The 26127-nt window shown below is 62.6% G+C and carries 26 protein-coding genes; 8 read left to right on the top strand and 18 right to left on the bottom strand.

All coding sequences use genetic code 11. The annotated features are described in order from the left end of the window. Window positions 1-94 precede the first annotated feature (94 nt). From J5Y06_RS02855 to J5Y06_RS02835, 5 genes are all read left to right on the top strand, one after another. Entirely contained in the window at window positions 95-280 is a 186-nt protein-coding gene (locus tag J5Y06_RS02855; protein WP_209333589.1) for a hypothetical protein, read from the top strand. Between the two features lie 157 nt (window positions 281-437). Next, window positions 438-1922 carry a hypothetical protein gene (locus tag J5Y06_RS02850; protein ID WP_209333588.1) on the top strand — a complete coding sequence of 495 codons (1485 nt, stop codon included), beginning with the start codon at window positions 438-440 and terminating at the stop codon, window positions 1920-1922. Window positions 1923-1959: 37 nt separating this feature from the next. Next, window positions 1960-2430, top strand: a complete 471-nt coding sequence (locus J5Y06_RS02845) for a hypothetical protein (protein ID WP_209333587.1) — start codon at window positions 1960-1962, stop codon at window positions 2428-2430. Window positions 2431-2456: 26 nt separating this feature from the next. Beyond that, a complete protein-coding gene (locus J5Y06_RS02840) occupies window positions 2457-2930 on the top strand; it encodes a hypothetical protein (protein ID WP_209333586.1) in 474 nt (157 codons plus the stop codon). Between the two features lie 200 nt (window positions 2931-3130). After that, complete coding sequence (locus tag J5Y06_RS02835) at window positions 3131-3379, top strand: hypothetical protein (RefSeq protein ID WP_209333585.1); 249 nt, start codon at window positions 3131-3133, stop codon at window positions 3377-3379. A 34-nt stretch (window positions 3380-3413) separates the two neighbouring features. On the opposite strand, the gene J5Y06_RS02830 is transcribed toward J5Y06_RS02835, so the two are convergent. From J5Y06_RS02830 to J5Y06_RS02815, 4 genes are all read right to left on the bottom strand, one after another. Then, window positions 3414-4874 carry a PAS domain-containing protein gene (locus J5Y06_RS02830; protein WP_209333584.1) on the bottom strand — a complete coding sequence of 487 codons (1461 nt, stop codon included), beginning with the start codon at window positions 4872-4874 and terminating at the stop codon, window positions 3414-3416. Between the two features lie 622 nt (window positions 4875-5496). Next, window positions 5497-6468 (bottom strand): SDR family oxidoreductase, encoded by a 972-nt coding sequence (locus tag J5Y06_RS02825; RefSeq protein ID WP_245247533.1) that lies wholly within the window; start codon window positions 6466-6468, stop codon window positions 5497-5499. A gap of 56 nt (window positions 6469-6524) precedes the next feature. After that, window positions 6525-7484: an alpha/beta fold hydrolase gene (locus J5Y06_RS02820; RefSeq protein ID WP_209333582.1), complete on the bottom strand. Its 960-nt coding sequence runs from the start codon at window positions 7482-7484 to the stop codon at window positions 6525-6527. Between the two features lie 82 nt (window positions 7485-7566). Beyond that, entirely contained in the window at window positions 7567-8487 is a 921-nt protein-coding gene (locus J5Y06_RS02815) for a LysR substrate-binding domain-containing protein (protein WP_209333581.1), read from the bottom strand. 108 nt (window positions 8488-8595) lie between these two features. On the opposite strand from J5Y06_RS02815, the gene J5Y06_RS02810 reads away from it, so the two are divergent. Both J5Y06_RS02810 and J5Y06_RS02805 read left to right on the top strand, forming a co-directional pair. Beyond that, window positions 8596-9723, top strand: a complete 1128-nt coding sequence (locus tag J5Y06_RS02810) for a TauD/TfdA family dioxygenase (protein ID WP_209333580.1) — start codon at window positions 8596-8598, stop codon at window positions 9721-9723. Then, window positions 9720-10490: a class II aldolase/adducin family protein gene (locus tag J5Y06_RS02805; protein WP_209333579.1), complete on the top strand. Its 771-nt coding sequence runs from the start codon at window positions 9720-9722 to the stop codon at window positions 10488-10490. The genes J5Y06_RS02810 and J5Y06_RS02805 overlap by 4 nt, the downstream gene beginning before the upstream one ends. A gap of 15 nt (window positions 10491-10505) precedes the next feature. Here the strand turns inward: J5Y06_RS02805 and J5Y06_RS02800 are convergent, their stop codons facing one another. The 8 genes from J5Y06_RS02800 to aztA all read right to left on the bottom strand — a co-directional run bounded on the left by J5Y06_RS02800 (window position 10506) and on the right by aztA (window position 19154). After that, the gene (locus J5Y06_RS02800; protein WP_209333578.1) at window positions 10506-10835 is read right to left on the bottom strand and encodes an ArsR/SmtB family transcription factor; all 330 of its coding nucleotides are present in this window, start codon (window positions 10833-10835) and stop codon (window positions 10506-10508) included. 101 nt (window positions 10836-10936) lie between these two features. Further along, complete coding sequence (locus tag J5Y06_RS02795; protein WP_209333577.1) at window positions 10937-12028, bottom strand: CaiB/BaiF CoA transferase family protein; 1092 nt, start codon at window positions 12026-12028, stop codon at window positions 10937-10939. A gap of 45 nt (window positions 12029-12073) precedes the next feature. Further along, window positions 12074-13465 (bottom strand): dihydrolipoyl dehydrogenase, encoded by a 1392-nt coding sequence (gene lpdA / locus J5Y06_RS02790; protein ID WP_209333576.1) that lies wholly within the window; start codon window positions 13463-13465, stop codon window positions 12074-12076. A gap of 3 nt (window positions 13466-13468) precedes the next feature. Beyond that, entirely contained in the window at window positions 13469-14797 is a 1329-nt protein-coding gene (locus J5Y06_RS02785) for a dihydrolipoamide acetyltransferase family protein (RefSeq protein ID WP_209333575.1), read from the bottom strand. A gap of 364 nt (window positions 14798-15161) precedes the next feature. Next, complete coding sequence (locus J5Y06_RS02780) at window positions 15162-16283, bottom strand: TRAP transporter substrate-binding protein (protein WP_209333574.1); 1122 nt, start codon at window positions 16281-16283, stop codon at window positions 15162-15164. A gap of 144 nt (window positions 16284-16427) precedes the next feature. Continuing rightward, window positions 16428-17423, bottom strand: a complete 996-nt coding sequence (locus tag J5Y06_RS02775) for a metal ABC transporter solute-binding protein, Zn/Mn family (RefSeq protein ID WP_209333573.1) — start codon at window positions 17421-17423, stop codon at window positions 16428-16430. Between the two features lie 19 nt (window positions 17424-17442). Beyond that, entirely contained in the window at window positions 17443-18318 is an 876-nt protein-coding gene (gene aztB / locus J5Y06_RS02770) for a zinc ABC transporter permease AztB (RefSeq protein ID WP_209333572.1), read from the bottom strand. Then, window positions 18318-19154: a zinc ABC transporter ATP-binding protein AztA gene (gene aztA, locus J5Y06_RS02765; RefSeq protein WP_209333571.1), complete on the bottom strand. Its 837-nt coding sequence runs from the start codon at window positions 19152-19154 to the stop codon at window positions 18318-18320. Before aztA ends, aztB begins: the two co-directional genes overlap by 1 nt. Window positions 19155-19286: 132 nt before the next feature. Between aztA and J5Y06_RS02760 the strand changes: the two genes are divergently transcribed. Beyond that, complete coding sequence (locus tag J5Y06_RS02760; protein WP_209333570.1) at window positions 19287-19724, top strand: Fur family transcriptional regulator; 438 nt, start codon at window positions 19287-19289, stop codon at window positions 19722-19724. 27 nt (window positions 19725-19751) lie between these two features. On the opposite strand, the gene J5Y06_RS02755 is transcribed toward J5Y06_RS02760, so the two are convergent. From J5Y06_RS02755 to hemC, 6 genes are all read right to left on the bottom strand, one after another. Beyond that, a complete protein-coding gene (locus J5Y06_RS02755) occupies window positions 19752-20483 on the bottom strand; it encodes a glutamine amidotransferase (RefSeq protein WP_209333569.1) in 732 nt (243 codons plus the stop codon). 8 nt (window positions 20484-20491) lie between these two features. Beyond that, window positions 20492-20974, bottom strand: coding sequence for a tellurite resistance TerB family protein (locus J5Y06_RS02750; RefSeq protein ID WP_209333568.1), 483 nt, complete (start codon window positions 20972-20974; stop codon window positions 20492-20494). A 99-nt stretch (window positions 20975-21073) separates the two neighbouring features. Beyond that, on the bottom strand, window positions 21074-22747 hold the full coding sequence (locus J5Y06_RS02745; RefSeq protein ID WP_209333567.1) for a heme biosynthesis protein HemY: 1674 nt from the start codon (window positions 22745-22747) through the stop codon (window positions 21074-21076). Window positions 22748-22755: 8 nt separating this feature from the next. Beyond that, on the bottom strand, window positions 22756-24276 hold the full coding sequence (locus tag J5Y06_RS02740) for a COG4223 family protein (protein ID WP_209333566.1): 1521 nt from the start codon (window positions 24274-24276) through the stop codon (window positions 22756-22758). Window positions 24277-24387: 111 nt separating this feature from the next. After that, a complete protein-coding gene (locus J5Y06_RS02735) occupies window positions 24388-25119 on the bottom strand; it encodes a uroporphyrinogen-III synthase (protein WP_245247531.1) in 732 nt (243 codons plus the stop codon). Beyond that, window positions 25113-26039 (bottom strand): hydroxymethylbilane synthase, encoded by a 927-nt coding sequence (hemC, locus tag J5Y06_RS02730; RefSeq protein WP_209333565.1) that lies wholly within the window; start codon window positions 26037-26039, stop codon window positions 25113-25115. Before hemC ends, J5Y06_RS02735 begins: the two co-directional genes overlap by 7 nt. Window positions 26040-26127: the final 88 nt, after the last annotated feature.

Raw genomic sequence — 26127 nt, 5'->3', positions numbered from 1 at the left:
GTAAACGAATCCTTAAGCCGCCTTGCCGGCGGCTTGGCCGCGACGCATCTTGTTTCCGTGATACGCGAATGTGGATCACGGGAGACCTCACTCGATGCACCGCTTTCGCGCGCCAGAATGGTACATTCCGATCTTCATGCTCGTGCTGCTCGTCGCAGCCGCGGTTTCTGCGATGCTTCCGAAGGAGCAGCAGCTCGAACTGAGCGGGTTGGTTGGCGATCAGGCTGCGCCACCCGCACCGGCTCCGGTTAATCTGGTCGACGCATCCGGATTGCAGTAGCCCGCCCGGTGCCGTGCCCCTCCTTTCACAACTGCATCTTTGACGCCTCCGCGCGCAGTGACTCGCATGCAACAAGCCCAAGGAATGAAGAGGATAAGCCCCGGGCGTTATTGCTTAATGAAGCGTTAAGGGTAGAGTCGGCGCACGGGAGAAAAAGATGACCGCGCCGTGGGACTTCCTTTTGCGCAAGCGTGCCAGCGCCGACAGTTCCTCGGGAACTGCGTCGGAAGCTGTGGACCCGCAGCCGCAGGTTGCCCCCGCAGCGGCCCCCACCCCAGCGCTGCAAAAGGTGGGCGAGCGCAACGAGCTCCTGCATGTCCGCTTCAGTTACATGGCGGACCGTTTGGAAGACCTGAAGTCCCTTTCGGACGACTTCCATCTCTTGTCCAAGCCGATCGAGGAGCTTTCCACGGAACTGCCGAAGGCTAAGGCCCGGGTGCTCGAACTCGAGGCACTGCTCCGGCGCGAAAGCGAGGAGCGCGCCCGCTTCCAGCGAGAACTGCAGCAGAACGCTGAAAAGTTCTCGACGCTCTCAAACGACTACCACGTGCTGTTCAATCGCAACAAGGCGATGGAAGACGATCTCGATCACGTGCATGCCTCCGCGGCAGCCGACCGGTCGAAGCTGGCAGAAACCCAGAAGTTGCTTGCGAATGCCGACCAGCAGCTTGCAACCGAGCGCGAAAACCGCCAGCGCCTGGATGCCGAGGTCGGAGAACTGAGCGAGCTCCTTGCCGAGCGCGCCGCGGAGTTGCAGCTTACGCAGGAACAAGCGATCCTGCACGCCGACCGCAGCGCCACGCTGGAACGCGAATTGGAGCGGCTGCAGGGCGCAATCGACAAACAGGTCATGGACCGCGTCGACCTCCAGTCGCGCTTGAACGAGAGCGACCGCCAGGCGCAGGAGCGCCAAACAAGGATCGCGGAGCTCCAGCAGAAACTCGAAGCCGAGCAAGCGGCCCGCCAGCAGCGCGAGCATGCGCACGACCTGACACTGTCTGCTCTCAGCGCCGAAAAAGCGTCTCTGGTGCTGCGGCTGGAAGCTTTGACCGCCCGTGTGACCTCCGCGGAGCAGGTCGTCGGGCAGTCCCGCCATCTGATTTCGGAAAAGGACGCGGCCCTCCGCAATTCGGATAGTCTCGTGCGCAACCTCGAAAAGCAATGCGAGGCGGCCGAACGCCAGAACGCCAGCCTGGAACAAAGGCTTGCGGCCAAGGCTGCGGAGCTCTCGGAAACCCAGCGTTCGGCGGAAAGCCTCGTGAAGCGCTGCGACATGCTCACGAAGGCGCTTTCCGCCAAAGAAGTCGCTCTTACAAGCGCGCTGGAAAAGGCGCGCGCTCGGTCGGAACGGGTGGAAGAGCTCACCAAGGAATTCGAGCTGGAGCGGGCGGCTCTGGAAGCATCGCATCGCCGGCTTGTGGAAGAGCTCGAAAATGAACGGGCGGAACGCACGCTGGCGCAAGGCGCGCTGAACATTGCGCGCGAGAGCCGGGCTTCCCTGCAGCGCCTGAACGAGTCCCTGAAGCGCGCCAATCGGTCCTTCCAGCCGATGGCGCTGGACGATCCAAAGCAATCCGAGCCGCAATCCAACGTGAGCTTCCTGCCTGTCGGGCCGAAGCCTTCGAATGAAGACAATGACTAATTCCGTAACTTTCGCGCGCTGGAACGAGGAGTTCAAAATGAGCCGTGCAGTGAACGTCGTGGGCAATGATGCCTGGGAAGGCACCGCTTCCAGTGAAGCCAGCCAGGAAATGGACTACGAGCCGCGCCAGGTGCGGGAAGCGTCCGTTGCCGCAAAGCCGACCTATCGTTTCGAGCGGGAAGACGAGCCCCGCAAGCCGGAATGGGCGTCTTCCCTGCTCCTCGTCCAGGAAGCCTGCGAGGCGATCAAGGCCAGCGAAGAGCGCGTTCAGGTGCTCGAACTTGAGATCGAAGCCATGAACGCGGCGCATCGTGATGCCAGCATCCAGATGGCTGCGCGCCTCAACAGCGCCGAAGAAGAGATCCGCGCGGCGAACCAGCGCGCCAAGGCCTTTGAAGCACGCGCCATCGAAGCCGAAACCTGGCTGACGCGGCTGAACCAGGCGATCGTCAACGGCTTCGGCGGCAGCATCAAACGGGAAAAGAACGCGCAACTTCGTGCGGGCTGATTCTCGTCCTCTCGGGGAGGACGCATATGGACCTTGGCCTTGAACTTGACCTGATGGAGACTGCGGAAAGCGAGCCGTCGCTTCCGCGTCCGGAAACCCCGCAGCGCCCGCAGCAAGCTGTCGAGGATGCAAAGTCGCTTGGGCCCTTGCTTGAAATGGTCCAGGCCGCTGCCAGCAAGATCGCCTTCTACGAGCGAAGCTTCGCCCGGCTGGAAGAAACGGCCGAGCGCGATGCCCGACAAGCGGAAGCCGACAAGCGCCGGCTGATGGAACGGATCGAAGATCTCGCCGCCCTGCTGCGGCAGTCAGAAGCCAACTACGAGAAAACACTGCAGATGCTGGCCAACAGCATGCAGCTCTGCGCGCTTCAGCGGATGGAGCTTCGGCAGATGAACGAGCTCCTGGCGGAAGCCCGCAGCAGCGCGTTCGAAACAACGAGCTACATCAAGCATCTCGGCCTGCTTGTTGCAGGTGAACAAGGCCGCCAAAGCCATTCCTGACGGCCACACGCCGAAACGCGCGGCACGCACATGCGGCGCATCAGCTGTCCATTGATGTCCAGGCCGGCATCATCCTGACTGTGGCAAGTCATTGAAACTCCACAATCCAGCTTCCCACCAGCCTCGCGCGAATGCAGCGTTGCCACACCTTCCTCAGTCCGGCAGGTTGGATCGACGATTCGTGCGTGACGAGGCTCCCCGTGAAACACAAGGCGTCCGAACAGCGTGTCCCCAGCTTTAATCATGCGGACCTGGCTCGACTGCTTCGCTCCGACCGCGGCAGCTTCGTTGAAGTCGCAACCGACGTGCTGGAGCGTGCCGATTATGCTTTTGCCATGATGGCGTTGGCCCTCGCCAAGATTTCCGTGCATGAAGCCAATGCCGACACGGAAGACGCCATCATCTACACCCGCAACCGCATGAAGGCGCAGTTTCCCTCCATCAACTGACAGCGAGCCCGTTGCGGGCTCGCGTGTGCAGACGCTACAGCTCCTCGGGGCGGAGGTGCCGCAGTTCCGTGGTAACCCGGAAAACAACGCCGGTCGGCGGGTAGGCGATCTCCGCCGTGCCCTGCACGGAGGATGCCAGGGCGCGCTCGATCATCGTTGATCCGAACCCTCGCCGCTGCGGCAGCGACACGGGCGGGCCGCCGCTTTCGCGCCAGGTGAGGTTGAACTGCCCCTTTTCTACCTGCCACTCGATGGCAACGCGGCCCCTTTCGTTGGAAAGCGCGCCATATTTCAGCGCATTCGTCGCCAATTCGTGGAGCGCCAAGCTGAAGGCCGTTGTTGCAGCAGCCGACACGGCCACACGCGGGCCGCCGTAATGGATGCGGCCATGGCCGTCTTCAAAGGGTCGGAGGGCATTCTTCAGAACATGGCTTAGTTCGGATCGCGTCCAGCCCTGCTCGATCAAAACGTCCTGTGCACCGGCAAGAGCCTGGATGCGCGACGACACGGCCTGGCGTGCTTCCTCGATGGTGGAGGCCGTTTTCAGGGTCTGGCCGAAGATCGCCTGCACCGTTGCCAGCGAATTCTTCACGCGATGGTTGAGCTCGCGCGCCAGAAGATTACGGTGTTCCTCCGCTTGCTTGCGCTCGCTGATGTCGATGGACACCCCGCTCATGCTGTGCGGCGTTCCGCTGCTGTCAAAGGCGGTTTGCCCGCGCAGCTCGATCCAGCGCTGTTCCTCATCCGGTGTGTTGATTTTGTATTCGACCTTCATCTCGCCCGGAGGCAAAAGAGCTTCTGCCAAGCTTTCCCGCCAGGCTTCCAGATGTTCGGGAGCAATGGACTGGTTGAGATCGTCGAAGGTGAAGGTAGCGGACGCCTGCCGTCCGAAATTCTGCTTGCACAGCGGTGAAGCAACGAGGCGGTTGGTTTTGAGGTCCAGGGTCCAGAAGCCCAGCTTCCCGGCGCGAAGGGTGAACCGCAGTCGCTCTTCCGCCAGACCGACGTCAACGATGCGCGAGCGCAGCTCTTCTTCCAGGCTGTCACGGTTGCCGTGCAGCGCGTTGATCTCCTGCTTTTCCCGCGTCACGTCGAATTGGGACGCGAAGAAATAAGTGAGTTCCTCGTCGTGAAACACGGGGGACAGGAGCAGGCGGTTCCAGAAACTCGTACCGTCCTTCCTGTAGTTGAGCAGGTCGATCTCGATGGACGACATCCTGCTGACGGCGGCGCGGACCTTTGCGACGTCGTCGCGATTGGTGCCCGGTCCCTGCAGGAAGCGACAGTTCTGGCCGATCACCTCGTCGCGGCTGTAACCCGTCAGGCGCAAAAAGGCATTGTTGACGAAAACGATCGGATTGTCGGCTTGTCGTGGATCCGTAATGAGCATCGGCATGCGGGTGGCACGCACTGCAGCTGAAAACGGATCGGGACCATCTCCTGTGCGAACCAGTTCCCGGTCGATCCGCTCTTCTTCGTCCTGATGATCGTCCACTACTTCGCCTGCTTTGATCAACTCATGCGAGACCTAGCGGCGGACAAGCTCTGCTGCAATGGGAGGGATTGGTGTTTGCGAACGCAAGAGTGTGAAAACAGGGGAACCGTTGGCTGTCTTTGTCCTTCAGCAGCCAGGAAGCTCCCGAATGCGATTCTATATTAGCGACAAATCAAATAAGAAGCTCTCCGAAGCTGCGATCTCGCGCCAGACGTCGCGAGGACATCCTTGCGATGGCAGTCGATGGCCTTCACGAGGCCGACTAGGGGGGCTTCCACCTCTTCCGAACTGAACCCGGCTCCCGCGAAAAAGCCCGCGCGCTGAGATCCTTCACACCCCCGCGGATGTGATCGAGCTCCTCTCAAAAGATATGGCACCCTGATCATATCCGGCGCACAGTACCCGCAGGCATCACTGCGAATGCCGTGGGAGGAAGCGTCATGAAAAGTGCCTACCCGTTCAGCAAGCAGATCGCGCGAGCGAAAGACATCAAGCGCAGGCCGGCGCCGCAGCAGGTGCAGCAAGCCGGAGCCGCAGCGTCTCCCCAGCAAGGAGACGCTGTTTTCTGGGCTTGGGCAGCTCCGAACCACTCGCCGGAGCGTTCTGAAAGCACCGAAGCGCCTCAGTAGCCCCCGACGATCGGCAGAATTTCGCCGGTGATGTAGCTCGACATCTGCGGCGACGCGAGAAACACATAGGCCAGCGCGATCTCTTCCGGTTGCGCCGGCCGTTTCATGGGCGTTTGCGAGCCGAATTTCGAGACACCTTCAGCGTCCCGGTCCGACGGGTTCAGTGGTGTCCACACAGGTCCGGGTGCGACGCAGTTGACCCGAATGCCCTTGCTGACCAGATTGCTGGACAAGGCTTTGGTGAAAGCGTGAATACCGCCTTTGGTCATGGAATAATCGATCAATTCCTTTGAGCCCTCGATGCCCGTGATCGACCCCGTGTTGATGATCGCAGAGCCCGGCTTGAGATGGGGCACCGCAGCTTTCGCCATGTGGAAGTACCCATACAGGTTGGTTTTCAGCGTGGTGTCGAAGTGCTCCTCGGTGAGATCCTCGAAGTCGTTCGTATGGATCTGAAACGCGGCGTTGTTGACGAGGATATCGAGCGCGCCAAACGCCTCGATCGTCTGGTCGACGGCCTGTTGGCAGAAGCTCCGGTCAGCCACGTTGCCGGCAATGAGGATCGCTTTCCGTCCTTCCTTTTCCACGGCGGCCTTGGTGTCGGCCGCGTCCTTGTCTTCGCTGAGATAGGCGATTGCGACATCCGCCCCTTCGCGCGCGAACAACACGGCCACTGAGCGTCCGATGCCTGAGTCACCGCCCGTGATCAGCGCCACCTTGCCGTCGAGCTTGCCCGAACCCTTGTAGAACGGCGCATCATACATCGGCGCGGGGTCGATCTTGCGTTCTTCGCCCGGCTTCGGATGATGCTGCTTGGGAAAGGGCGGCACGGGATAAGCGCGCGCCCCAGCCTGCATCGCCTCGTCGCTGCCGCTTCCGCCATCGGATTGCGCATCCTTGGCATCCACGTCCTTCTGGATCCTGCGCTGCTTTTCTTCTACGGCCTTGATGTCGCCTGCGCTCATTGCGTGCCTCCTTTGCATGAAGGAGCCTCAACGCGCGAAACCGGGAATTGTTTTCCTCAGAGAACCGCGCGTAACGCCGCCACCAGCGCCAGGGGTTGGTCCACCGGCACATGGTGGTAGGCTTCCGGCACGGCGATGAAGCGCGTTTCAGCCGGCGCAACCGCCGCCATTGTTTCCATGCCCTTGGCAGAAACGAGCGCCGAAAGTTCGCCGCGGATCAGCGTCAAAGGGCACTTGATGCGCGGCAGCGCTTCATCGAGGCGCCCGTCTTGTATGCCGAGAAAGCGCAGCTTCGGGTCGGTGCGCCATGTCCAGGCATCGCCCACCCGCTTAAGCGCACTGCGGGCGATGAAGTCCGTGACGTAGTCGCTGACCGAAGGCTGCGGCGGCAGGAAGCGAAAGCGCGTCAGGGCTTCCTCGAGGGACCCGAATATGTTGGCCTTCGGCCACGTCTGGCTGGCAGCGCGCGCGGGGTCGCCAAGCACGTCCCAGCCTTGTCGTGAATGGAAATCAACAAGAAGGCTGTCGATGATCACCGCGGCCGACCATGGCACCACCGCCCGGGCAGCGCTGAGGCAGGTCACCATGCCGCCATAGGAGTGGCCGACCAGAACCGGCGGCACCTTCGCCTGGAGCAGGCCAGCTTGTTCGGCAACCGCATCTGCGAGTTGGACAAAGTCGTCGATGGCATAGTGGCCGCGCCAATCCGAATGCCCCATGCCAGGCCACGAACAAGCGACGACCTGCCGGTCCTGGCTGAGGAACGGCGCGATGAAGCGCCACCAGTCTGCACTGGCGCCATTGCCGTGGAGAAGCAGAAGCGGAGCCTTGGCGGTGGCAGTGCCCCACCGCAGCACCTCGATCGAGCTCCCGTCGATGTCGAGAAAAAGCGCCTCTGGTTCATTGGCCAGCGCTTGAGCGAACCAGGCCGGTGCCGGCGGTTTCTGCCCGCCGTAAGACAGAAGCGGGGAATGCGTGTCGGCCGGTCGAGGACGAGGAGAAACAACAGCGTTCATAATGAACGCATGTCATTAGCAGGCACGCTCCGCAAGAGCTTCGCTCCGTGGAGCGCAGAAAGAAGGGGCAGCTGCCTTCCGCTCAGATTGCTCTCGCAGCGCCGGATGGGTCGCTGTCGCCGAGGCTCCTCAACCAGGCGGCAACCGTTTGGCTCGCCCGCTGATGGGTGGGCCGATGCGCTGCAACAAGGAAGAACGCGCTGCCCGGGCGATAATGCGGCTCAGAAAGAACCACCAGCCGGCCCTGTTTCACCAGATCGCCGGTAATGGAACGCCAGCCGAGCATCACCCCCTGATGACTGAGGGCTGCCTGTGTTGCCTGCACATAGTTGGTGAACCGGAGGCCGGGTCGCCGGTTGTCCGGCAACTGCCCGATCGCACGTAGGTAAGTCGCCCATCGGGTCCAGCTTTCGTCGTCCACGTCGACATGGATCAGGGTTGCGGCTTGCAACGCACCCTCGCGCGGCAGCCGCTCGGCCAGTTCCGGACTACAAACCGGCTCCACGCGCTCATGAAACAGGCGATGGACTTCGCCGTCGCTCCACGAGCCGCTGCCGAAGCGGATTGCCATGTCGACGCTGGCCGTGAGCCGCGGCGCGCCTTGGCTGGTGGTCAGCACATTTACGGCGATCCCGGGATGCGTTTCATAGAGGCCGGCGAGCCGTGGCATCAACCAGTAGGTGGCAAAGCCCACGGAACACGCAATGGTCACCGACTGTTCCGCCGTGCCGCTCAGGCGCTGGATGTCCTGCAACGCTTCAGCAATGCGGCCGAGCCCTTCCGTTGTTGCGCTTTGCAGGAGCCGACCGGCTTCCGTGAGACCCGGCGGCCGCGTCGTCCTGTCGAGCAAGCGTGTTCCGACATGGTCTTCCAGCTGCCGCAGGGCCTGGCTGACGGCGGGCTGCGAAACGTTGAGCTCCGAAGCAGCCGCGCGAATGCTGCCGTTGCGCAGCACCGTTTCAAACACGGTGAGCAGGCGAAGCGGAGGCAGGCTGCGGATCACATCATAACCCCAAGCTTATACTAACTTGAGATTTCTAGGTCTTCCCGCGCGCTGGCGCCAGCGTCATCCTCCCCTCCAAGGTTCGCTTAGATCATTGGAGAACAAGACATGGACCAGATCGTCAGCCCGGTCACACTGGAAGCCAACGGTTTGCGCGTTCCGTTGAAGGACGGGTCCACGGCATATTTCAACTACTACTGGCTTCGCGACAATTGCCCGACTTCGTTCGACAGCCAAACGCGCGAGCGCACTTTCGACATTTTTCACCAGAAGGACGCGCCCCAGCCCCAAACTGCCCGCGTGGTCGAGGGTTCGCTGGAAATCTCCTGGCGTGGCGAAGAGCACGTCACGCGCCACACGCTCGATTTCCTCGCCAAATACGCCAAGGGCGAGCGCCGTTTTGATCCGGCGGATTTGCCCCGCAAGGTCTGGTTTGCCGATCACTACGAGAAGATTGCGCGGTTTTCGCAGCCCGAGCTGATGCGAGACAAGGCGCTTGTTGCAGAATGGATCAAGGCGATGCTGGTGGAAGGGGTTGCCATCATCAACGACATGCCGGATTCCAACGAAGGCCTGACGGAAACCGCGCGCCTGATTGGCCATGTCCGGCCAACCTTCTTCGGCGAGTATTTCGACGTCCGCACGCACATCAAGCCGACCAACCTCGCCTACACGGCCAAGGCGCTGGAACTGCACACTGATACGCCGGCGGAAGACGTCGCGCCCGGTGTCCAGTTCCTCCATGTGCGCGCCAACTCGGTGGAAGGCGGCGCCAATCTCTTCCTCGATGGTGCGGCTGTCGCCAACGACCTTCGCCGCGAGCACCCGGAAGACTTCAAAATCCTGTCCGAAACGCCGATCCCCTATTACTGCGAGCACGATGACTATGACGTGCGTTCGCGCCAGCACGTGATCGAGCTCGACAGCCATGGCGAAGTTTCGGGCGTGACGATCAGCCAGCACATGGCCGATATCTTCGATCTCGATCAAAGCTTCCTTGACCGCTACTATCCGGCCTTCGTCCGCTTCGGCAAAATGCTGCAATCCGACAAGTACCTGATGCGCTTCCGACTCAGCGCGGGGCAATGCATCGTGTTTGACAACCACCGCATCGTGCATGGACGCGCCGCTTATTCTGCCACCAGCGGCGACCGCTATTTGCGCGGCTGCTACACGGATCGCGGCGAAATGCGCTCCACCTATCGTGCGCTGACCACCGAAGGACGCTTCAAGTGAGTTCGGCAACCGTAAGCCGGCTCGAGCGTGCCGGCGAGGACGCGCGGGAAGCGGAACTGCGTGTCGACTTGGCCGCCGCTTTCCGGCTGGCGGCGGAGTTCGACTGGCACGAATCGGTTGGCAACCACTTCAGCGCCGCCGTGTCCGCGGACGGGCGTCGCTTTCTGATGAACCCGCGCTGGAAACATTTCAGCCAGATCCGCGCCAGCGACCTTCTTCTGCTCGACGCAGACGATCCTGACGTCATGAAGGGTCCGAACGCGCCGGATGCGTCCGCCTGGACGATCCATGGAACCCTGCACCGGCTTCGCCCCAACGCCCGCGTCCTCCTGCATTGCCATCCGCCTTATGCGACCGCCCTGGCTTCGCTGAAGGACCCCACCATGAAGCCGATCGATCAGAACACGGCCCGCTTCTTCGGCAAGATGGGCGTCGACCTCGGCTTTGGCGGCATCGCCGACGAGGCGGAAGAAGGCGAGCGCCTGGCTGCCTGCTTCGGCAACCATCAGGTCCTGCTGATGGGCAACCACGGCGTCACCACCACGGGCGCCACGATTGCGGAAGCCTTCGAGGACCTCTACTTCTTTGAACGCGCAGCCAAGACGCTGATGCTGGCCTATGCCAGCGGGCAGCCGCTGAACGTCATGTCCGATGAGATCGCGGAAAAAACGGCGCAAGGCTGGCGCGACTACAACGACATGGCGTTTGCGCATTTCGACGCGCTGAAGGCTCAGTTGGACCGCAAGGATCCGTCCTACCGGCATTGATCGGCGTCTCGCCGCTCAATCCTCTTCGCTTGGGCTGTTCGGTTCGGGATTGGGAGGATTGAAGTGGCCGTCCAACGCGTCGATCAGGTGCCGGACGATTTCGGACTGGCTTGAATAATAGATGGTCTGGCGATCGCGCCGCGTGCTCACGACACCCGCCCGCCGCAACCGAGCCAGATGCTGCGAAATCGCGGACTGGCTTAGCTGAACGCGATCGGCAACCTCATGAACGGCCATCTCCTCGGCCAGGAGGTGGTTCATGATCCTCAACCGATGAGAATTGGCCAGAACACTCAGCAGCTCTGCCGATTGATCCGCGCTTCTGAGTTCCTGCGGAACGTGCAACCAAGCCTCCCTGGATTTTCAAGCACGTCAAACTAGAACGGGTGGCAGCTGGTTGCATAAAGATTTTCGTAGCACGGAAAATGTGCTCGAAAGGGCACTTCCTAGTGCCGCCGCTTCCACTGGTCGAGCACGGTATCCGCGCGAACCGGCTCCGTTTGTGACCAGTTCTGCAGCTCAGGCACAGTCCGGCTGAAGCGCGGTGCCGGCGCTGGCTGACGCACACCCTGGTGCGTCACGAACGTGTCGCGTGCCTTGTTGTGCGGATGCTCCGGCGCTTCCGCCATGTCGAGCACGGGCGCCGTACAGCCATCAAGGGCTTCGAGCAGTTCCACCCAATAAGCCCGCGGCTGGGAGGCAAACACACGCGCCAGTTCCTCCCGCAGCTTCTTGTTTTCCGGTGCTTGGAGGTCATGGACGATCAGCGCCGTGCTGATGCCGAGAGCGTCGAGCAGAACCTTCTGGAAGCGTGGCTCGATGGCACCCACTGAGATGAACTTGCCATCGGCACACGGGTAGGTCTCGTAAAAGGCCGCGCCGCCATCCAGGAGATTGCTTTCTCGGGCTGTGTTCCAGCGCCCTTCATTGTGCATTGAATACATCATGGCCATCAAATGCGCCGCGCCGTCGGAAATGGCGGCATCGATCACCTGCCCCCGACCGGACGACTTCGCCTCCAGGAGACCGCAAACCATGCCGAAGGCGAGGTAAAGGGCGCCGCCGCCGAAGTCGCCGACGAGGTTCAGCGGAATGGCCGGCTTTTCCCGCGGCCCGATTGTCGCGAGCGCACCGGTGATCGACAGATAGTTGATGTCGTGGCCGGCGGTTTGCGCCAGCGGACCGGTTTGGCCCCACCCCGTCATGCGGCCGAAAACGAGTTTTGGATTGGACGCCTCGAATGTTTCAGGGCCCAACCCCAGGCGCTCCATGACACCGGGGCGAAACCCCTCGATCAGGCCATCTGCCTTATTGATCAGCGCGCGGGCTTGGTCCCGCTCCGCGCCATCCTTGAGGTTGAGTTCGACGAGGCGGCGGCCGCGATGCATGATGTCGTAGGAAACGCCCACCAAGCTTTGGTTGCCCGGCCGATCGATGCGGATCACGTCCGCGCCCATATCGGACAAAAGCATGCCGCAGAACGGGCCAGGTCCCAGCCCAGCCATTTCAACGATCCGTAGCCCGGCCAACGGTCCCATGCTTCCTCCCAGTTCCGAGTTGGGCGAACTGGTAGCTCCCGACAGCTAAAGGTGCAACGCGTGGCCGAGCGATTTCAGCGCCGCTTCCTGGAAGGCTTCGCCGCGCGTCGGATGCGAATGAATGGTGCCGGCAATATCCTCCAAGCGAGCGCCCATCTCGATTGCCAGCCCGAAACCGGCCGCCATTTCGGAGATGCCGGCGCCCACCGCCTGGATGCCGAGCACCAGATGGTTGTCCTTTCGCGCCACAATGCGCACGAAGCCATCTTCGCGTTCCATGGTCATGGCGCGACCATTGGCGCGGAACGGGAAAAGAGACACCACCGTATCAAACCCGGCAGTCTTCGCTTCGTCTGGCTGCAACCCCGCGGAAACGATTTCCGGATCCGTGAAGCAGATCGCCGGGATGACGCGCTTGTCCCACAGGTCGTTCTTGCCGGCGATCACCTCGACAACAAGCTCGCCCTGCGCCATGGCGCGATGAGCAAGCATCGGCTCGCCCGTCACGTCGCCGATCGCATAGATGCCGCGCATGGAGGTGCGGCAGCGATCGTCGATCTTGATGAAGCCGCGCTCCATGTCGAGGACGAGGTTGTCCAGGCCGAGGCCTCTGGTGTTCGGGCGCCGTCCCACGGTCACCAGCACCTTGTCGGCCTCGATCTCCATGTGAGAATCGCTGGCGTCGGTGACCGCAACTTTGCCGTCCTTTGCTCCCGTCACCTTGGCGCCGGTGAGCACGGTGATCCCGAGTTCCTCCAGCCGCTTGGCGACCGGGGCAGTGAGCTCGGAGTCGTAAAGCGGCAAGATGCGATCGGCCATTTCGACGATGGTCACTGCGCTTCCAAGCTTTGAATAGGCGATGCCGAGCTCAAGCCCGATATAGCCCCCGCCCACGACGCAGAGCCTTTCCGGCACCGTTTCCAGTGCCAGCGCACCGGTGGACGAAATCACATCGTCACCGAACGGCAGGAACGGCAGTTCGACCGATTCCGAACCCGTGGCGATAATCGTATGTTCGGGCGTGATCGTTTCTGTCGAGCCGTCAGCCTTGGTAACGAGAACCGTTTTGCCATCCTTGAACGAGGCCGCGCCGTTGATCACGGTGACCTTCGCCTTTTTCAGGAGACCGGCGACGCCGCCTGTGAGCTTGCCCACCACGCTGTCCTTCCACTTCATCGCGGTTGGCAGGTCGAAAGACGGTGACGAGACGCTGATCCCGAGGGCATTCGGGCTGGTGAAGCGGTGGGCCGCCTCGAACTGCTCGGCGACATGGATCATCGCCTTGGACGGAATGCAGCCAACGTTGAGACAGGTGCCGCCGACGGTCGCGGCTTCCACCAGCACCGTGTCCATGCCGGCCTGGCCGGCGCGGATGGCAGCCACATAGCCTCCTGGGCCGCCGCCGATAACGAGCACCTTGCATTTGCGATCGGTCATGGCTCAGCCTTCCATGAAGAGCAGTGCGGGCTCTTCGAGCAGCGTCTTGATGCGCTGAACAAAGGTCGCCGCGTTCCAGCCATCGATGATGCGGTGATCGAACGACGATGACATGTTCATCATCTGGCGTGGCACGAATTGCGTGCCGTCCCACATCGGTCGGATCTGCATCTTGTTCACGCCGACGATTGCGACTTCCGGATGGTTGATGATCGGGGTGTGGCTGATGCCGCCGAGTGCACCCAGCGAGGTGATGGTGATGGTTGATCCGCGCAACTCGTCGCGTGTGATCGTGCCCTTGCGCGCCGCGTCCGCCAGCCGGTTCACCTCGGCGGCCGTGTCCCACAGGTCGCGGGCTTCGCAATGCTTGACGTTGGCCACCATCAAGCCGTTTGGCGTTTGCACCGCCATGCCGATATGGACGCCGCCATATTGATGAATCACGCCCGCCTCGTCGTCGAAGATCGCGTTGACACCCGGCTGGTCGCGGATGGCGATCACCATCGCCTTGATTAGGAACGGCAAGAGCGTCAGTTTGGGCTGGTCGTCGCGCTTGGTCTTGTTCAGCGTCGCGCGCAGCTCCTCCACCTTGGTGACGTCGGTTTCTTCCACATAGGTGATGTGCGGGATATGCTTCTTGGATGCCGCCATCTTGTCGGCGATCATGCGGCGCAGGCCGACCACCTTGATGTCCTTCATCGAAGTGTCGGGAGCCAAACCGCGCTTGGCTGATCCGCCGCTCTGCGCACCGCCCTTCTCGAACACGGCATCCAGGTCGGCATGGGTAATGCGCCCGGCGGGGCCCGAGCCCGCCACCTGACGAAGGTCGATGCCGGCTTCCTTCGCACGCGCCCGGACGGCCGGCGAAGCGAGCGGCTTTTCGCCCTCAGCGCGCGGTGCGACGGCCCCGCCGACTGGCGCGGAAACCGCGGGCCTCGCCGGTGCCGGTGCGGGCTTTGGCGCTTCAACAGGCTTATCTTCCGCCTTCGGCTCCGGCTGCGGCGCTTCATCAGCGGGAGCGGAAGCATGCACGCCCACCGGCTCGGACGCGGCCGGCGGCTGCGCGTCATTGTCCGACACGTTGCCTGCGCCCACGACTTCCATGCGGATCAGTTCACTGCCGATCGCAAGCTTGGAGCCGACTTCGCCTCCGAGCGATACCACGGTGCCTGACACGCTGGACGGAATCTCCACCGTTGCCTTGTCCGTCATCACGGATGCAATCAGCTGGTCTTCCTGCACGGGGTCGCCAACCGCGACATGCCATTCCACCAGTTCGGCTTCGGCGATCCCTTCGCCGATGTCCGGCATCTTGATCCTGAGAATACCCATTCCTCACCTTCCACCCTTCACGCCGAGCTCGAACAACGAAGCCGTCCACGCAAAACATGCTATCTTAATGTCAGCCGGCCGGCGAAGACTTCCTTTTGATGCTGCACAGCGGCGAAGTTGCAGGAAAGTCTTTCGCCACAAGCGCAACTTGCCTCAGGATTCTGCTGCGGAAGGCGACAAGCGCGTTCGCGGGAACGGCCACCGTTTTCCCGGGCCGGGTTGCTCAGTCGGGGCAATCGAATTGCCGGGCCGGAATGCAACAGGCGCGATGAGGCGAAAGGGCCACACGTCGCTTGCACGGCGACAAGGAAACGTTTCAGGCTGAAAGGAAGAAGGGGTGCCGTTGCGGGCACCCCTTACTTTTTTACTGTTGCGGCTGCTGTTGCTGCTGCTGGCCGGCACTGGCGGAAGCGAAGCTGTCGAATGGAATTTCCGCCACGCGCCACCACACCTGCTGCTTCTGCGAAAACGGCAGCCAGCTGTCGTAGAACTTCTTGAACTTGGGATTGCTGGCCGCGTATTCGTCGTAAAGCTTGCGCGACTCCGTCAAGGCCGCCTGAAGCACATCCTGCGGGAAGGGCCGCAGTTGCGCGCCATTGGCAACGAGGCGGTAAAGCGCTTCCGGGTTGCGCGCGTCGTATTTGGCGACGCAATGCGACATGGTTTCGGAGGAAGCGGCTTCCACGAGCGCCTGGTACTGCTTCGGGAGCTCGTTCCACTTGTCCTTGTTGATGGCGAGCATCACGTTGGCCGTGCCTTCCCACCAGCCAGGATAATAATAGAACGGCGCGACCTTCTGGAAGCCGAGCTTCTCGTCATCGTACGGGCCAGAAAACTCTGCAGCGTCGATCGTCCCACGCTCGAGCGACGGGTAGATATCGCCGCCGCCGATCACCTGCGGCACGACGCCCAGCCGCGACATGATGGTGCCGCCGAGACCGGCGATGCGCATCTTGAGACCCTGCAGGTCGTCGAGCGACTTGATCTCCTTGCGAAACCAGCCGCCCATCTGCGCGCCGGTGTTGCCGGCCGGAATGGCGTGGATGTTGTACTCGTCCATGAACTCGTTCACGAGTTCGCGTCCGCCGCCGTAATAAAGCCAGCTGATATGCTGGCGCGTGTTCAAACCAAACGGCAGCGATGTGTCGAAGGCAAAGGCCGGATCCTTGCCGATCGAGAACGATGACAGCGTGTGGGCGCATTCCACGGTGCCAGCCGTGACGGCATCGGTTGCCTGCAAGGCGCCGACGATTTCACCGGCCGCAAATGGCTGGATGGTGAAGTTGCCATCGGTGGCTTCGGACACGCGCTTGGACAGCTGTTCGCTGATGCCATACAACGTGTCGAGGCTCTTCGGATAAGCCGACGTCAGGCGCCAACTGATCTTGGGTTGCGATTGCGCAATGGCAGGTGCGGCAAGCACGGTTGCAGCCGCAGCACCGGCTGAAGCCTGGCCTGCGGTACGGAAAAATGAGCGACGATCCACAAAATCCTCCCTTGGAGTTCAGGCAAGCACGACGGCCGGATGCTCTTCCGCGTCTGCCCGCCGCGAACGCCTAAGCCGAAAGACCAGCCTTTGGAAGTCAAAAAACCGGAAGCATGGCGGGTAGCCGCGCCCGTCCTTGGAAAATCAGCTGCCGGAGATGGCCGCGCGAATGACCCGCACGTTGTGGCGCATCATGTCGAGATAAGTCGCGGCCGGACCGTCTGCTTCGGAAAGCGCGTCGGAATAAAGTTCGCCGCCCACCGTCACGCCGGTTTCGCGCGCAATCTGCTCAATCAACCGCGGGTTTGAGATCGATTCCAGGAAGATGGCAGATGCTTTGTCTTCGCGAACCTGCTTGATCAAGGCGGCGACGTCGGCGGCTGAGGCTTCCGATGCCGTGGACACGCCTTCCGGCGCCAGAAACGTCATGCCGTAAGCGTCGGCGAAATAGCCGAACGCTTCATGTCCGGTGATCACCACGCGCTTTTCCGCGGGAACGGCGGAAACGGCAGCCCTGATCTCCTCGTCCAGGGCGACAAGCTCGCCATCATAGGCTTCAGCATTGGCGCGGTAGTTGTCGCAGCGGTCGGCATCCACGCGGCAAAACGCGTCCGCGATGTTGCGGACATAGATTCTCGCATTCTCCACTGATTGCCACGCATGCGGGTCATGGTCGCCGTGATTGTGGTCGTGATGGTCCGCGGCATGCGCTTCCTCATGCCCATGCCCGTCCTCGTGCCCGTGCTTGTCGCCGTGGGCTTCCTCATGGCTGTCGCGGTGCTCGTGCTCGGCCGTGTCGATGAGCGCCACGCCGGTTGCGAGTTCCACAAGCGCTGCCCTTGTCCCGCTGGCTTGCACCAGGCGGGGCAGGAAACCTTCGAGCCCAAGGCCATTGGCGAGGATCACATCCGCAGCTTTCAGCGCCACGGCATCAGCGGGGCTCGGCTCATAAACATGCGCATCCCCGTTCGGCCCAACCAGCGTCGTGATCTCGGCCGCATCGCCACCGACGCGGCTGGCGAGATCTCCGAGAATTGAGAAACTCGCCACGACCTTGAGCGGCTCGGCCGCCGACGCCGGCGACAGCGGGAACGTAATCGCGAGTATTGCGGTGGCAGCAAGGAAGCTGTGCTTGATCATGGCTAATTGCTCCTGGGGGTCAGGCTGTGCGGTGAGCGGCCGGGCGCAGGCGGGTAGGGATCAGCCCGCGCGGGCCGATGATCATGGAAAGGAGATAAACAATCCCGGCCGAAAGGATGATCGCCGGGCCGGACGGCAGCGACGCGTGGTAGGAAATCAGCAGGCCCGCGACGCAGGATGCAATGCCGATGGCAATCGCCAAGAGGCACAGCGGTTCGAGCCGCGTGGTCCAGAAACGCGCGGCGGCTGCCGGCAGCATCATCAAGCCCACCGCAAGCAGCGTTCCGAGTGCCTGGAACCCGCCAACGAGGTTCAAAACCACAAGCCCGAGAAACAGGAAATGCACCGGCGGTCCGAGCGAGGATACGGAACGCAGAAACAAGGGGTCGAGGCACTCGGCGACCAGAGCGCGCCAAAAGATTGCCAGCGAAACGAGCGTGACCACGCTGATGCCGCCGATCAGGAAAAGCGCGTCGTCGTTCAGCGCCAGAACGGTGCCGAACAGCACATGGAGAAGATCGACGCTGGAGCCGCGCATGGAGACGATCAACACACCGAGCGCCAGCGAGATCAGGTAGAAGGCGGCCATGGAGGCGTCCTCCTTCTGAACCGTGAGGCGCGATACCGCGCCGGCGCCAAGTGCCACCACCACGCCGGCGACGAGCCCGCCGATGGTCATGGGCACGAGTTCCAGGCCAAACAAGAGAAAGCCGACCGCTGCGCCCGGCAGGATGGCATGCGCCATGGCGTCGCCCGTCAGGCTCATGCGTCGCAGCATCAGGAACACGCCGATCGGGCACGAACCCAGCGCCAGAAGAATGGCGCCTGCCAGCGCCCTTTGCATGAACTCGAACTCGACAAAGGGAGCAACGAGAAACTGATACGCGCTTTCCATCACGCGGCACCCTTGTGCAGGTCGTGATGCCCATGTTCGTGATGCCCATGGTCGTGGTGAACATGGGCATGCGGGGCGTCGTGGACATGGTCGTGCGCATGCTCGCCCGGTGCGCACCACGGTGCGTTCTCGTCCCAGGCTTCGTCGAAATGGCGCGCTTTCGCGAGGTTCTCGCTGTTCAGAACCACGGCTGATTGACCCCAGGCGATCGGGCGCCGTGCCAAAAGAAGGGCTTCCGGCAAGTGCTGCCGGACGAGGTCGTGGTCATGCACCACAACCAGAACAGTCCGATGTTCCCGATGCCAGTGCTGCATCAACGCGAGAAGATCGGCAATGGTGCGCTGGTCAACCGCGTTGAACGGCTCATCGAGGAGGATCAGTTCAGCATCCTGCAGCACCACGCGCGCGAAAAGGGCGCGTTGCAACTGTCCGCCTGACAGGGTGTCGAGCGATCGCGCCTCGAAGCCCACCAGGCCCACGGCAGCAATCGCCGCTTCCACTTTTTGCCAGTCGCTGCGGCTGTAGCGACCAAGAAGGCCGCGCCGCGGCCAAAGGCCCATGGACACGAGATCAATGACGCGGGCAGGAAAGGAGCGGTCAAGTTCCGTGCCTTGCGGCAGGTAAGCCATGCGGGCCTTGTTGTTCACCTGCACTGCGCCGGCCATCGGCTTCAGGATGCCGGCGATGCCTTTCATCAAGGTAGACTTGCCCGACCCGTTGGCGCCCACCACCGCAGTCAACGCGCCGCGCGTCACCGTTCCGGAGAGATGATGCACAGCCGGATGGCTGTTATATCCGAGCGTCAGGTTATCGAAGGTGATGGCAGCGTCAGACATGGACCGGCTATCGGATGCGGCTACACCGCCTGCAAAAAAGGGACCGACTTGAGATCGGCAGCACGTGATGTTATTACATTCGACCAGCCGCCGATGCAACCGGCACTCTGATTACGAAGGACCATCGCTTTTATGGCCGCAGCAGCGCCCGCAGCCCCTTCCCACGCACTGACCAAGAACCAGCAGCTGGTTCTCTCTGCCCTGCAGAATTCTGCCGCGCCCTTGAGCGCCTATTCCCTGCTCGATCATCTCCGCGATGACGGGTTCCGCGCGCCGCTTCAGGTTTATCGGGCGCTGGAAAAGTTGATCGCCTTTGGCCTTGTTCACCGGCTGGAAAGCTTGAACTCCTTTGTGGCCTGCAGCCATCGGCACGACCATGGGCCGGGGAGCCACCCTCATGGACACGGCGTGATCGCGTTTGCGATCTGCGAACGCTGTGGTCGCGTGGAAGAGTTCACCGACGAGGCGGTGGAAGAGCGGCTTACCGGCTGGGCTGGCAGCAACGGGTTCAAGCTGGAAAAGACCATCATCGAAATGCGGGGCACCTGCGCGGCCTGCCTCGCCCACTAGAGTCGGTCAGACAGAGCTGCGATCGGATCAGCCGTATTTTGGAACCGCGATCTTTTGCCGCGTCGTGCCGAAGATCTCCGCCAGGAAGTCACCCAACCAACGTTTCAGGTGCATGTCCCAGATCATGCGGCCGCCAAGGTGGTCGCGTCCCGGTTGCGCGCCCGGCAAGGTGAAGCGGTGTGCGCCGTGCACGATCCAGCGTTGCATCATCACCCGCGTCAGCTCGGCATGGAACTGGATGCCGAATGCATGGTGGCCATAGCGGTAAGCTTGGTTCGGATAAGCATCGGCGGTGGCCAGCAGCGTCGCGTCGCGCGGCAAGGAAAAGCCTTCCCGGTGAAAATGGTAAACCATTTCCGGCCAATCCAGCAGCGCCTTGCCTTCGGGCGTCGGGTGGATCGGATACCAGCCGATCTCGACATGCCCGTCATGATGCGGGCCGACCGTGCCGCCTAGATGCTTGCACAGCATCTGGGCGCCGAGGCAGATGCCGAGGAAAGGCTTGTTCTCCCTGAGGGGAACGGCGAGCCAGTCAATCTCGCGCTTCACGAATTCGTCGGGATCGTTGGCGCTCATCGGCCCGCCGAAAATCACCGCGCCGCGATGGTCGGAAAGGGTGGACGGCAGCGGATCGCCCAAAGGGGGGCGACGGATATCCAGTTCGAACCCTTCTTCCAGAAGAGCCTGCCCCACCCGTCCGGCGCTGGAGCGCTCCTGGTGCAGAACGATCAGGATCTTCGCCTTTTCCGCGCCCTTCATTTCGCAGACTAGTTCCCTTGGCTGTCGCCGTCCTGAAGCAGGGGTGTGCGCCCGCTTGCCTTGATGCGCATTTCCATGCGGGCGCGCCGTTCGACGCCGATCAGTTCCGCGACGCGCCACACCACATTGTCTTCCAATTCATGCGGTGATCCGTCGGCAAAAACAATCTGCCACATCAACGCAATCAGTTCGAGCCGCTGCTGCTCGTCGAGTTCGCGGTTCACCACGCTGGTGAAAGCGTAAAAATCCACCGATTCCTGTTCCGCGTGCTCCCCGGCCTTCACCACCGATTCGAGTTCGCCGCCTTCCAAGCCAAAACTTTCCTGCAGCGCCCGCTTCATGGCAGCGCGTTCTTCTTCGCTGCGCACGCCATCGGCATCCATGACATGAATCAGCAGAGCCGCCACGGCCACGCGCGGATCATCGGCGCCCAATCCTGTGGTTTCCTTGGCCGGCAGGCCTTTCAGAAAGGATCTCAGTCGCTCAAACATCTGCCTGCCTGTTTCCGGTGCATGGGCTTGGTTGCGGCTGAACCGGACCATGGCGCGGGGATCGCACCGCAAGCCGGAGTGAGGTGGAGTTCCGCGAGGCTAGAACAAGCGGAAGCGGCTAGAAGCGGCTTTGCCGTCATCCTTGCCGTCGACGCCCGGATCATCCGGAGGACGCGGCAGCGCAAGATCCTCGCGCTCATGCTCTGGCTCCCCGATGACAGGCTCGTTCGCAGCGGGCTGAACAGGCGCATCGCCGTTGATCGGCGCCGGGGAGGCTTCCTCCTCGGGCGCGGGTTCCGGCATGGGCTCGTCCGTGACGTCGATCAGCCCATCCATTTCCGCTCGGGGCTCGACGCTATCAGCAGGCCGGTCTTCCGGCTCCTCCACACCCGGCGAAGGAACAACGGTGGTTGGGGCCGGCAGGATTTCAGGCTGATACCGTTCCGCTTCGTTTTCCGGATGGTGCTGCTCGATAACAGGCGACGCACGATCCACCGGCGCCTTCCATTCAAAAGCGTCCAGGCGGCCCGTCACCGGCGAAACCGGCGCCCATGTTTGCGAAACAATGCCGTCGGCCACCCAGGCGGGATCTCGCGGCGCGCGCAAAGCCTTGCCGAGATACTCGCGGATCTTGCCTTGGTTGCGGACATCAGCTTCCTCGATGTCGGCCAGAAGCAGGTAAACGGCTTCCCGCGGCTCCAGCCGCAGGGCTGCTTCCGCCTGCTCACGGGCGAGGGTGAATTCGCGTGCATCAAGCGCGGCGCGACCGACGATGAGGGCCGATTCTACATTGTTTTGCCGCATGGACTGCAGCTTCTGCGCCCGCTGAAGCCGGTCATGCGTGGAGTTGCCTGAGCGTGCGAAAACATAGGCCTGCGCCACTTCCGGATGAGGGTTGCGCTTCCAAACATGCTCCAGGAGCTTGGACCCCCGGCGAAGATCGTCACCGCGGAAATAAGCGCGCGCCGCCATCACGGCGGCCGGGACGAATTCCGGCTGCAAACGGTTGGCTTCGAGCGCCGCTGCCTTGGCTTGATCGAATTGGGTGTCGAACAGCGCCATTGCCTTGCCGGTGAGCATCACGGCCTTGCGGCGGTTAAGTACGTCGCGGTCGATCTGCTTGGTGGACTTCTGGGCCTCCACAATCTTGAGCGCGGCATCCCAATCGCCTTGTTCGACCTTTTCTTCCAGAACCGAGTCGGATGCCCAAGCAAGTTGCGGCGCGGCAGCCGCCGCGCGCCCGGCATAATGCCTTGCGGCGGCGTGGTCGCCATGCCGCTCGGCTTCCAGGTAAAGGCCGCGCAAGCCGAGCAGGCGCATGTCCGGGTCGTCCAGCATCGCCTCGAATTTCTTGCGAGCACCGTCGTGATCGCCTTCCAACATCGCGGTTTGCGCATCAAGGAGATGAACCAGAGGTTCCCGATCGCTGCTGATCAGCTTCACCGCCTGCTTGCGCATCTGGCGCGCCTTCACCGCATCACCGGATCCGGCTGCAATCAGACCCGTGGAAAGCGCTTCGTAGCCACGATCCCGCCGCCGTCCGCGGAAATAGCGTGTCACGGCATAAGGGCTGTTCCAGAGTTCCTTCAGGATCCACCAAAGGAGCATCACGCCGGCAACGATGGCCACCACGGCCACCGCAGCCACCATGATCGAGACGCGGTACTGATAGCCGCCCAGGGTCAACAGCATCTCGCCCGGTCGATCGGCGAGCCAGGTAAACCCTAGTCCGAGCGCGAAGATGACAAGAAGGAAGGCAAGCAAACGCAGCATGGTTGTTCCTAGGCCTTCAGCGCTTCGTTCAAGGCCTTGCTGACAAGATCATCCGCCGTTTGGCGCGCGCGCACCTTGGCGATGAAATCGGCACCGGCCTGCTTGGACGCGTCCGGCAGCGCTTCATATTCGTTGAGCGCGCGGGCGTAATCGCCGGCCCGAACCGCCGCTTCGAGACGCGCAACGACCGCCGCCGGCGCATTGCCCTGAACGTTTGCCCCCACGGGCCGGACGTCCACGACGCTGGCGGCGCTGGACCAGAGACGATCAAAGACGCCGCCATCTTCCGGCGTGCTGCGCCCGGCGGCAACCATGGCATCAGCGGCTTGCGGCAGCGAATCGGCAATGGCGGCTCGGGTCGGAACGCCGCTTTCGGCCATGTCGCGCAGGGGCTCGACTTCCGAAGGATCGGAAGCCGCTTGCGTGTAAGCCTCGAGCTCGGTTTGGAAGGACTGACCTCGATCAATGGCCGCCTTCAACGCAGAAGCCGTAATGGCAAGGGCGAGGCGCGGGTGGTTGGCACGTTCCTCCACCCGCTGCTCCAGCGTGGCGATCGACGACTGCATGGAGTCGATGGACGATTGCAGGGAACTGAAGCGCTCTTCGAACCCGCCTTGCGTTTGCGTCGCGTTCTGCACGGCTGTTTCGAGCGAGTCGAGCCGCCCGGTGATGGGTCCGAGATCCTGGGGTGCGGAATTCTCCGCGACCTGCGACAGCTGCGCCGAAAGATCCTCCACCCGTGTGGCGAGTGCGTCGATCTGCTCGGAGCCATCGTTGCCGCTCGCCTCCTGAAGGGCTGCGACCTGGCTGCGGAGCTCCTCGATGTCGCCGGCGTTTGCCCCGGCGCCGGCTTCGCTTTGCAGCTGCGCGACGTCCTGCCGGAGCGACTGGATGTCTGCCGCGGATCGGCCCGTTTCGGCGCCAAACACGCCGGCGGTTTCAAGCGCAGTGTAGCCGGCAAGCGAGATGATGCCGCCCGCTACCGCCGCCGCCAGAAGCGCACCGATGCCGGCGCCAGCGCGGCGGTTCGTGGAGTTGTTGTCTGAAACGGGGGTGCTCACATCCGGCTCCGGCGTGTCGTAGGGGTCTGGGGGAAGCTGGGACTCATCTGTTCCGGACCGCCCGACATCGTTTGCGGAAGACGCATCGGCGGTTGCTGCGTCCTGTCGGTCCGCATGCAGCATGTCACTGGAGGAGTGTGCCGGCGTAGTGCTTTCGCCTTGCTGCGGCTGCGCATCGAAATGCGTGTCGATCAGGGCATCGTCTTCAACGGGTCGATCTGCTTGCGCGCTTGTGCCGGCAGCGCCTTCATGTGTTTGGCCGGGCTGCGTGGCAGGTCCACGTTCAGGTTGCCCCGACAAAGCCGAACCTTCTGCTTCACTGAACGACGAGGCACTGCCAGCAGGCGAGCCCTCAAACGGGCCACCATCACCGGGCGAAGCCGTAATCTTGGCTTCCGTCGATTCGTGATCAATGGTGACGGGCTCGCGGCCGCTCTTGGAGTGCCGTTTGCTCGGGGGTTTCACCATCCTGTCGTCTCCGCGTTCTACACACCGACATTTGCGATGCCGCACGCAACATCTCTTTGTGCGATCTAGCACAGCAGGGTCTTTCGAAAAGACCCTTGCCCTGATTCACGATCAGCGGTTTTCCGGAAGAAACTGCGCCTGGAGTACGGCCAGAAGCTCCTCTTCCACCGGCTGGATGGCCGCAAAAACCTGCCATTCCCTCGGCAAGACAGCCGCAACATCCGCCGACAAGCAAATGAAGCGTGCACCAGAAAAGCTCTGCGCTGGCAGGTCGGCCAGAAGGGCAAGGAGCGCTCGCGCCCCTTCCGCGGAGTAAAGCAGGGCGGCGTCGAACCCTGTTTCGGCAAGCCGGCCTCGGCACGCTTCCGCTGGAATGAGGCGATGGGTCCGGTAGACTTCAACGGCTTCAACATGGCATTGCGCCGCGCGCAGGCGCGTTTCCAGCACCGGCTTGCGGGGTGATCCGCAGAGGTAAAGGATCCCGGCCCCGGCCGGCATGTCCTTGATCAGCCGGTCAGCAAGTGCGTCGGCGGTTCCCCCTTCCTGCAACACATGGGAGAAGCCGGCGTCGCGGCATGCCGCGGCCGTTTGCGCACCCACTGCGTAACAGGGTGCGTGCCGAAGCTTAGCGATGTTGCTGGACTCCATCATCCGAGCGGCATTGGCGCTGGTCACTGCCACGGCGTGGAAAGGGTGGTCGGGAATGAAGCCGTCGACGGGGAAGATTTCCGTGAGCGGCAGCACCAGGGGAGCAAAGCCGCGCTGCTTCAAAAGCGCGGCGGTGCGGCTGGCGCCGGGTTCAGGGCGTGTTACGAGAACCCGCGCCAAACGACGTTCTACCATGTCGCGAAAAAGTGCGGCCCTGCCCGTTCTCGGAGATCAGCAGCCGCTTCCGCCCCGATGCCGACCGCATCCGCAAGCGTGCCGTTGAGCCGGATCTCATGCGCTTCAACGCCATCCGGCGTCAGGATCATGCCGTGAAACGAAAGAGCCTCACCGTCGACTTTGGCATAGCCAGCGATGGGCGTTTTGCAGGAACCGTCCAGCGCGCCGAGAAACGCCCGTTCGCAGGCTAGTGCCGCGCCGGTTGGGGCATGGTGGATCGGCTGCAGGATGGCAGCGATCCGGCCGTCGCCAACCCGTGTCTCGATGGCGATTGCGCCCTGCCCTGGTGCGGGCGGAAAGGTGTCGAGCGGCAGGAGATCCGTGGTGGCCGCTTCGAGCCCGAGGCGCTTCAAGCCGGCCTGCGCCAGCAGCGTGCCATCCACCTCGCCAGCGTGGAGCTTGGCTAGCCGGGTCGGCACATTGCCGCGAAACAGCACGACCTGGAGATCGGGCCGCATGCGCTTGAGGAGTGCCTGGCGTCGCAGCGACGCTGATCCGACAACGGCGCCCTCCGGCAGACCTTCGATCGTAGGCGCGGTCTTGCCGATAAAGGCGTCGCGGGGATCTTCGCGCTGGAGGAAGGCGGAAAGTTCAAGCCCCTCGGGTAGAAGGGTCGGCATGTCCTTGGACGAATGAACCGCAAGGTCGATGCGCCGGTCGAGCAGCGCTTCTTCGATTTCCTTGGTGAAAAGGCCTTTGCCGCCGACTTCCGACAGGGGGCGGTTGGTGATGCGGTCGCCCGTGGTGGTGATCACGACGATGGCGAACGCGTCTTCCGGCAAACCATGCGCCACCATCAGCCGGGTCCGCGTTTCACGCGCCTGCGCCAGGGCGAGGTCGCTGCCGCGGGTGCCAATGCGGATGAGGTCTGTTTGCATGAAGAACGGCGTCCGTGATAGTCGCGCCCGATCGAATGGGCTTGGCGCTCCTCCTAACGGGGAACGGCGCCAGCGGCAATCACGGGAA

This window comes from Tianweitania sediminis, assembly GCF_017813335.1.
GTDB lineage: Bacteria > Pseudomonadota > Alphaproteobacteria > Rhizobiales > Rhizobiaceae > Tianweitania > Tianweitania sediminis.
Note: the sequence above shows the minus strand (reverse complement) of the source record. Positions and strands in the feature narration are given on the sequence as shown.

Excerpts from the sequence above, each read along its gene's own strand:
- aztA (WP_209333571.1), bottom strand. The coding sequence starts at position 19,154 with ATGTCTGACGCTGCCATCACCTTCGATAACCTGACGCTCGGATATAAC.
- J5Y06_RS02785 (WP_209333575.1), bottom strand. The coding sequence starts at position 14,797 with ATGGGTATTCTCAGGATCAAGATGCCGGACATCGGCGAAGGGATCGCC.
- J5Y06_RS02750 (WP_209333568.1), bottom strand. The coding sequence starts at position 20,974 with ATGTTTGAGCGACTGAGATCCTTTCTGAAAGGCCTGCCGGCCAAGGAA.
- J5Y06_RS02795 (WP_209333577.1), bottom strand. The coding sequence starts at position 12,028 with ATGGGACCGTTGGCCGGGCTACGGATCGTTGAAATGGCTGGGCTGGGA.
- J5Y06_RS02735 (WP_245247531.1), bottom strand. The coding sequence starts at position 25,119 with ATGGTAGAACGTCGTTTGGCGCGGGTTCTCGTAACACGCCCTGAACCC.
- J5Y06_RS02810 (WP_209333580.1), top strand. The coding sequence starts at position 8,596 with ATGGACCAGATCGTCAGCCCGGTCACACTGGAAGCCAACGGTTTGCGC.
- J5Y06_RS02825 (WP_245247533.1), bottom strand. The coding sequence starts at position 6,468 with ATGAGCGCAGGCGACATCAAGGCCGTAGAAGAAAAGCAGCGCAGGATC.
- J5Y06_RS02755 (WP_209333569.1), bottom strand. The coding sequence starts at position 20,483 with ATGAAGGGCGCGGAAAAGGCGAAGATCCTGATCGTTCTGCACCAGGAG.
- J5Y06_RS02740 (WP_209333566.1), bottom strand. The coding sequence starts at position 24,276 with ATGGTGAAACCCCCGAGCAAACGGCACTCCAAGAGCGGCCGCGAGCCC.
- lpdA (WP_209333576.1), bottom strand. The coding sequence starts at position 13,465 with ATGACCGATCGCAAATGCAAGGTGCTCGTTATCGGCGGCGGCCCAGGA.
- J5Y06_RS02855 (WP_209333589.1), top strand. The coding sequence starts at position 95 with ATGCACCGCTTTCGCGCGCCAGAATGGTACATTCCGATCTTCATGCTC.
- J5Y06_RS02820 (WP_209333582.1), bottom strand. The coding sequence starts at position 7,484 with ATGAACGCTGTTGTTTCTCCTCGTCCTCGACCGGCCGACACGCATTCC.
- aztB (WP_209333572.1), bottom strand. The coding sequence starts at position 18,318 with ATGGAAAGCGCGTATCAGTTTCTCGTTGCTCCCTTTGTCGAGTTCGAG.
- J5Y06_RS02850 (WP_209333588.1), top strand. The coding sequence starts at position 438 with ATGACCGCGCCGTGGGACTTCCTTTTGCGCAAGCGTGCCAGCGCCGAC.
- J5Y06_RS02760 (WP_209333570.1), top strand. The coding sequence starts at position 19,287 with ATGGCCGCAGCAGCGCCCGCAGCCCCTTCCCACGCACTGACCAAGAAC.
- hemC (WP_209333565.1), bottom strand. The coding sequence starts at position 26,039 with ATGCAAACAGACCTCATCCGCATTGGCACCCGCGGCAGCGACCTCGCC.
- J5Y06_RS02745 (WP_209333567.1), bottom strand. The coding sequence starts at position 22,747 with ATGCTGCGTTTGCTTGCCTTCCTTCTTGTCATCTTCGCGCTCGGACTA.
- J5Y06_RS02840 (WP_209333586.1), top strand. The coding sequence starts at position 2,457 with ATGGACCTTGGCCTTGAACTTGACCTGATGGAGACTGCGGAAAGCGAG.
- J5Y06_RS02775 (WP_209333573.1), bottom strand. The coding sequence starts at position 17,423 with ATGATCAAGCACAGCTTCCTTGCTGCCACCGCAATACTCGCGATTACG.
- J5Y06_RS02845 (WP_209333587.1), top strand. The coding sequence starts at position 1,960 with ATGAGCCGTGCAGTGAACGTCGTGGGCAATGATGCCTGGGAAGGCACC.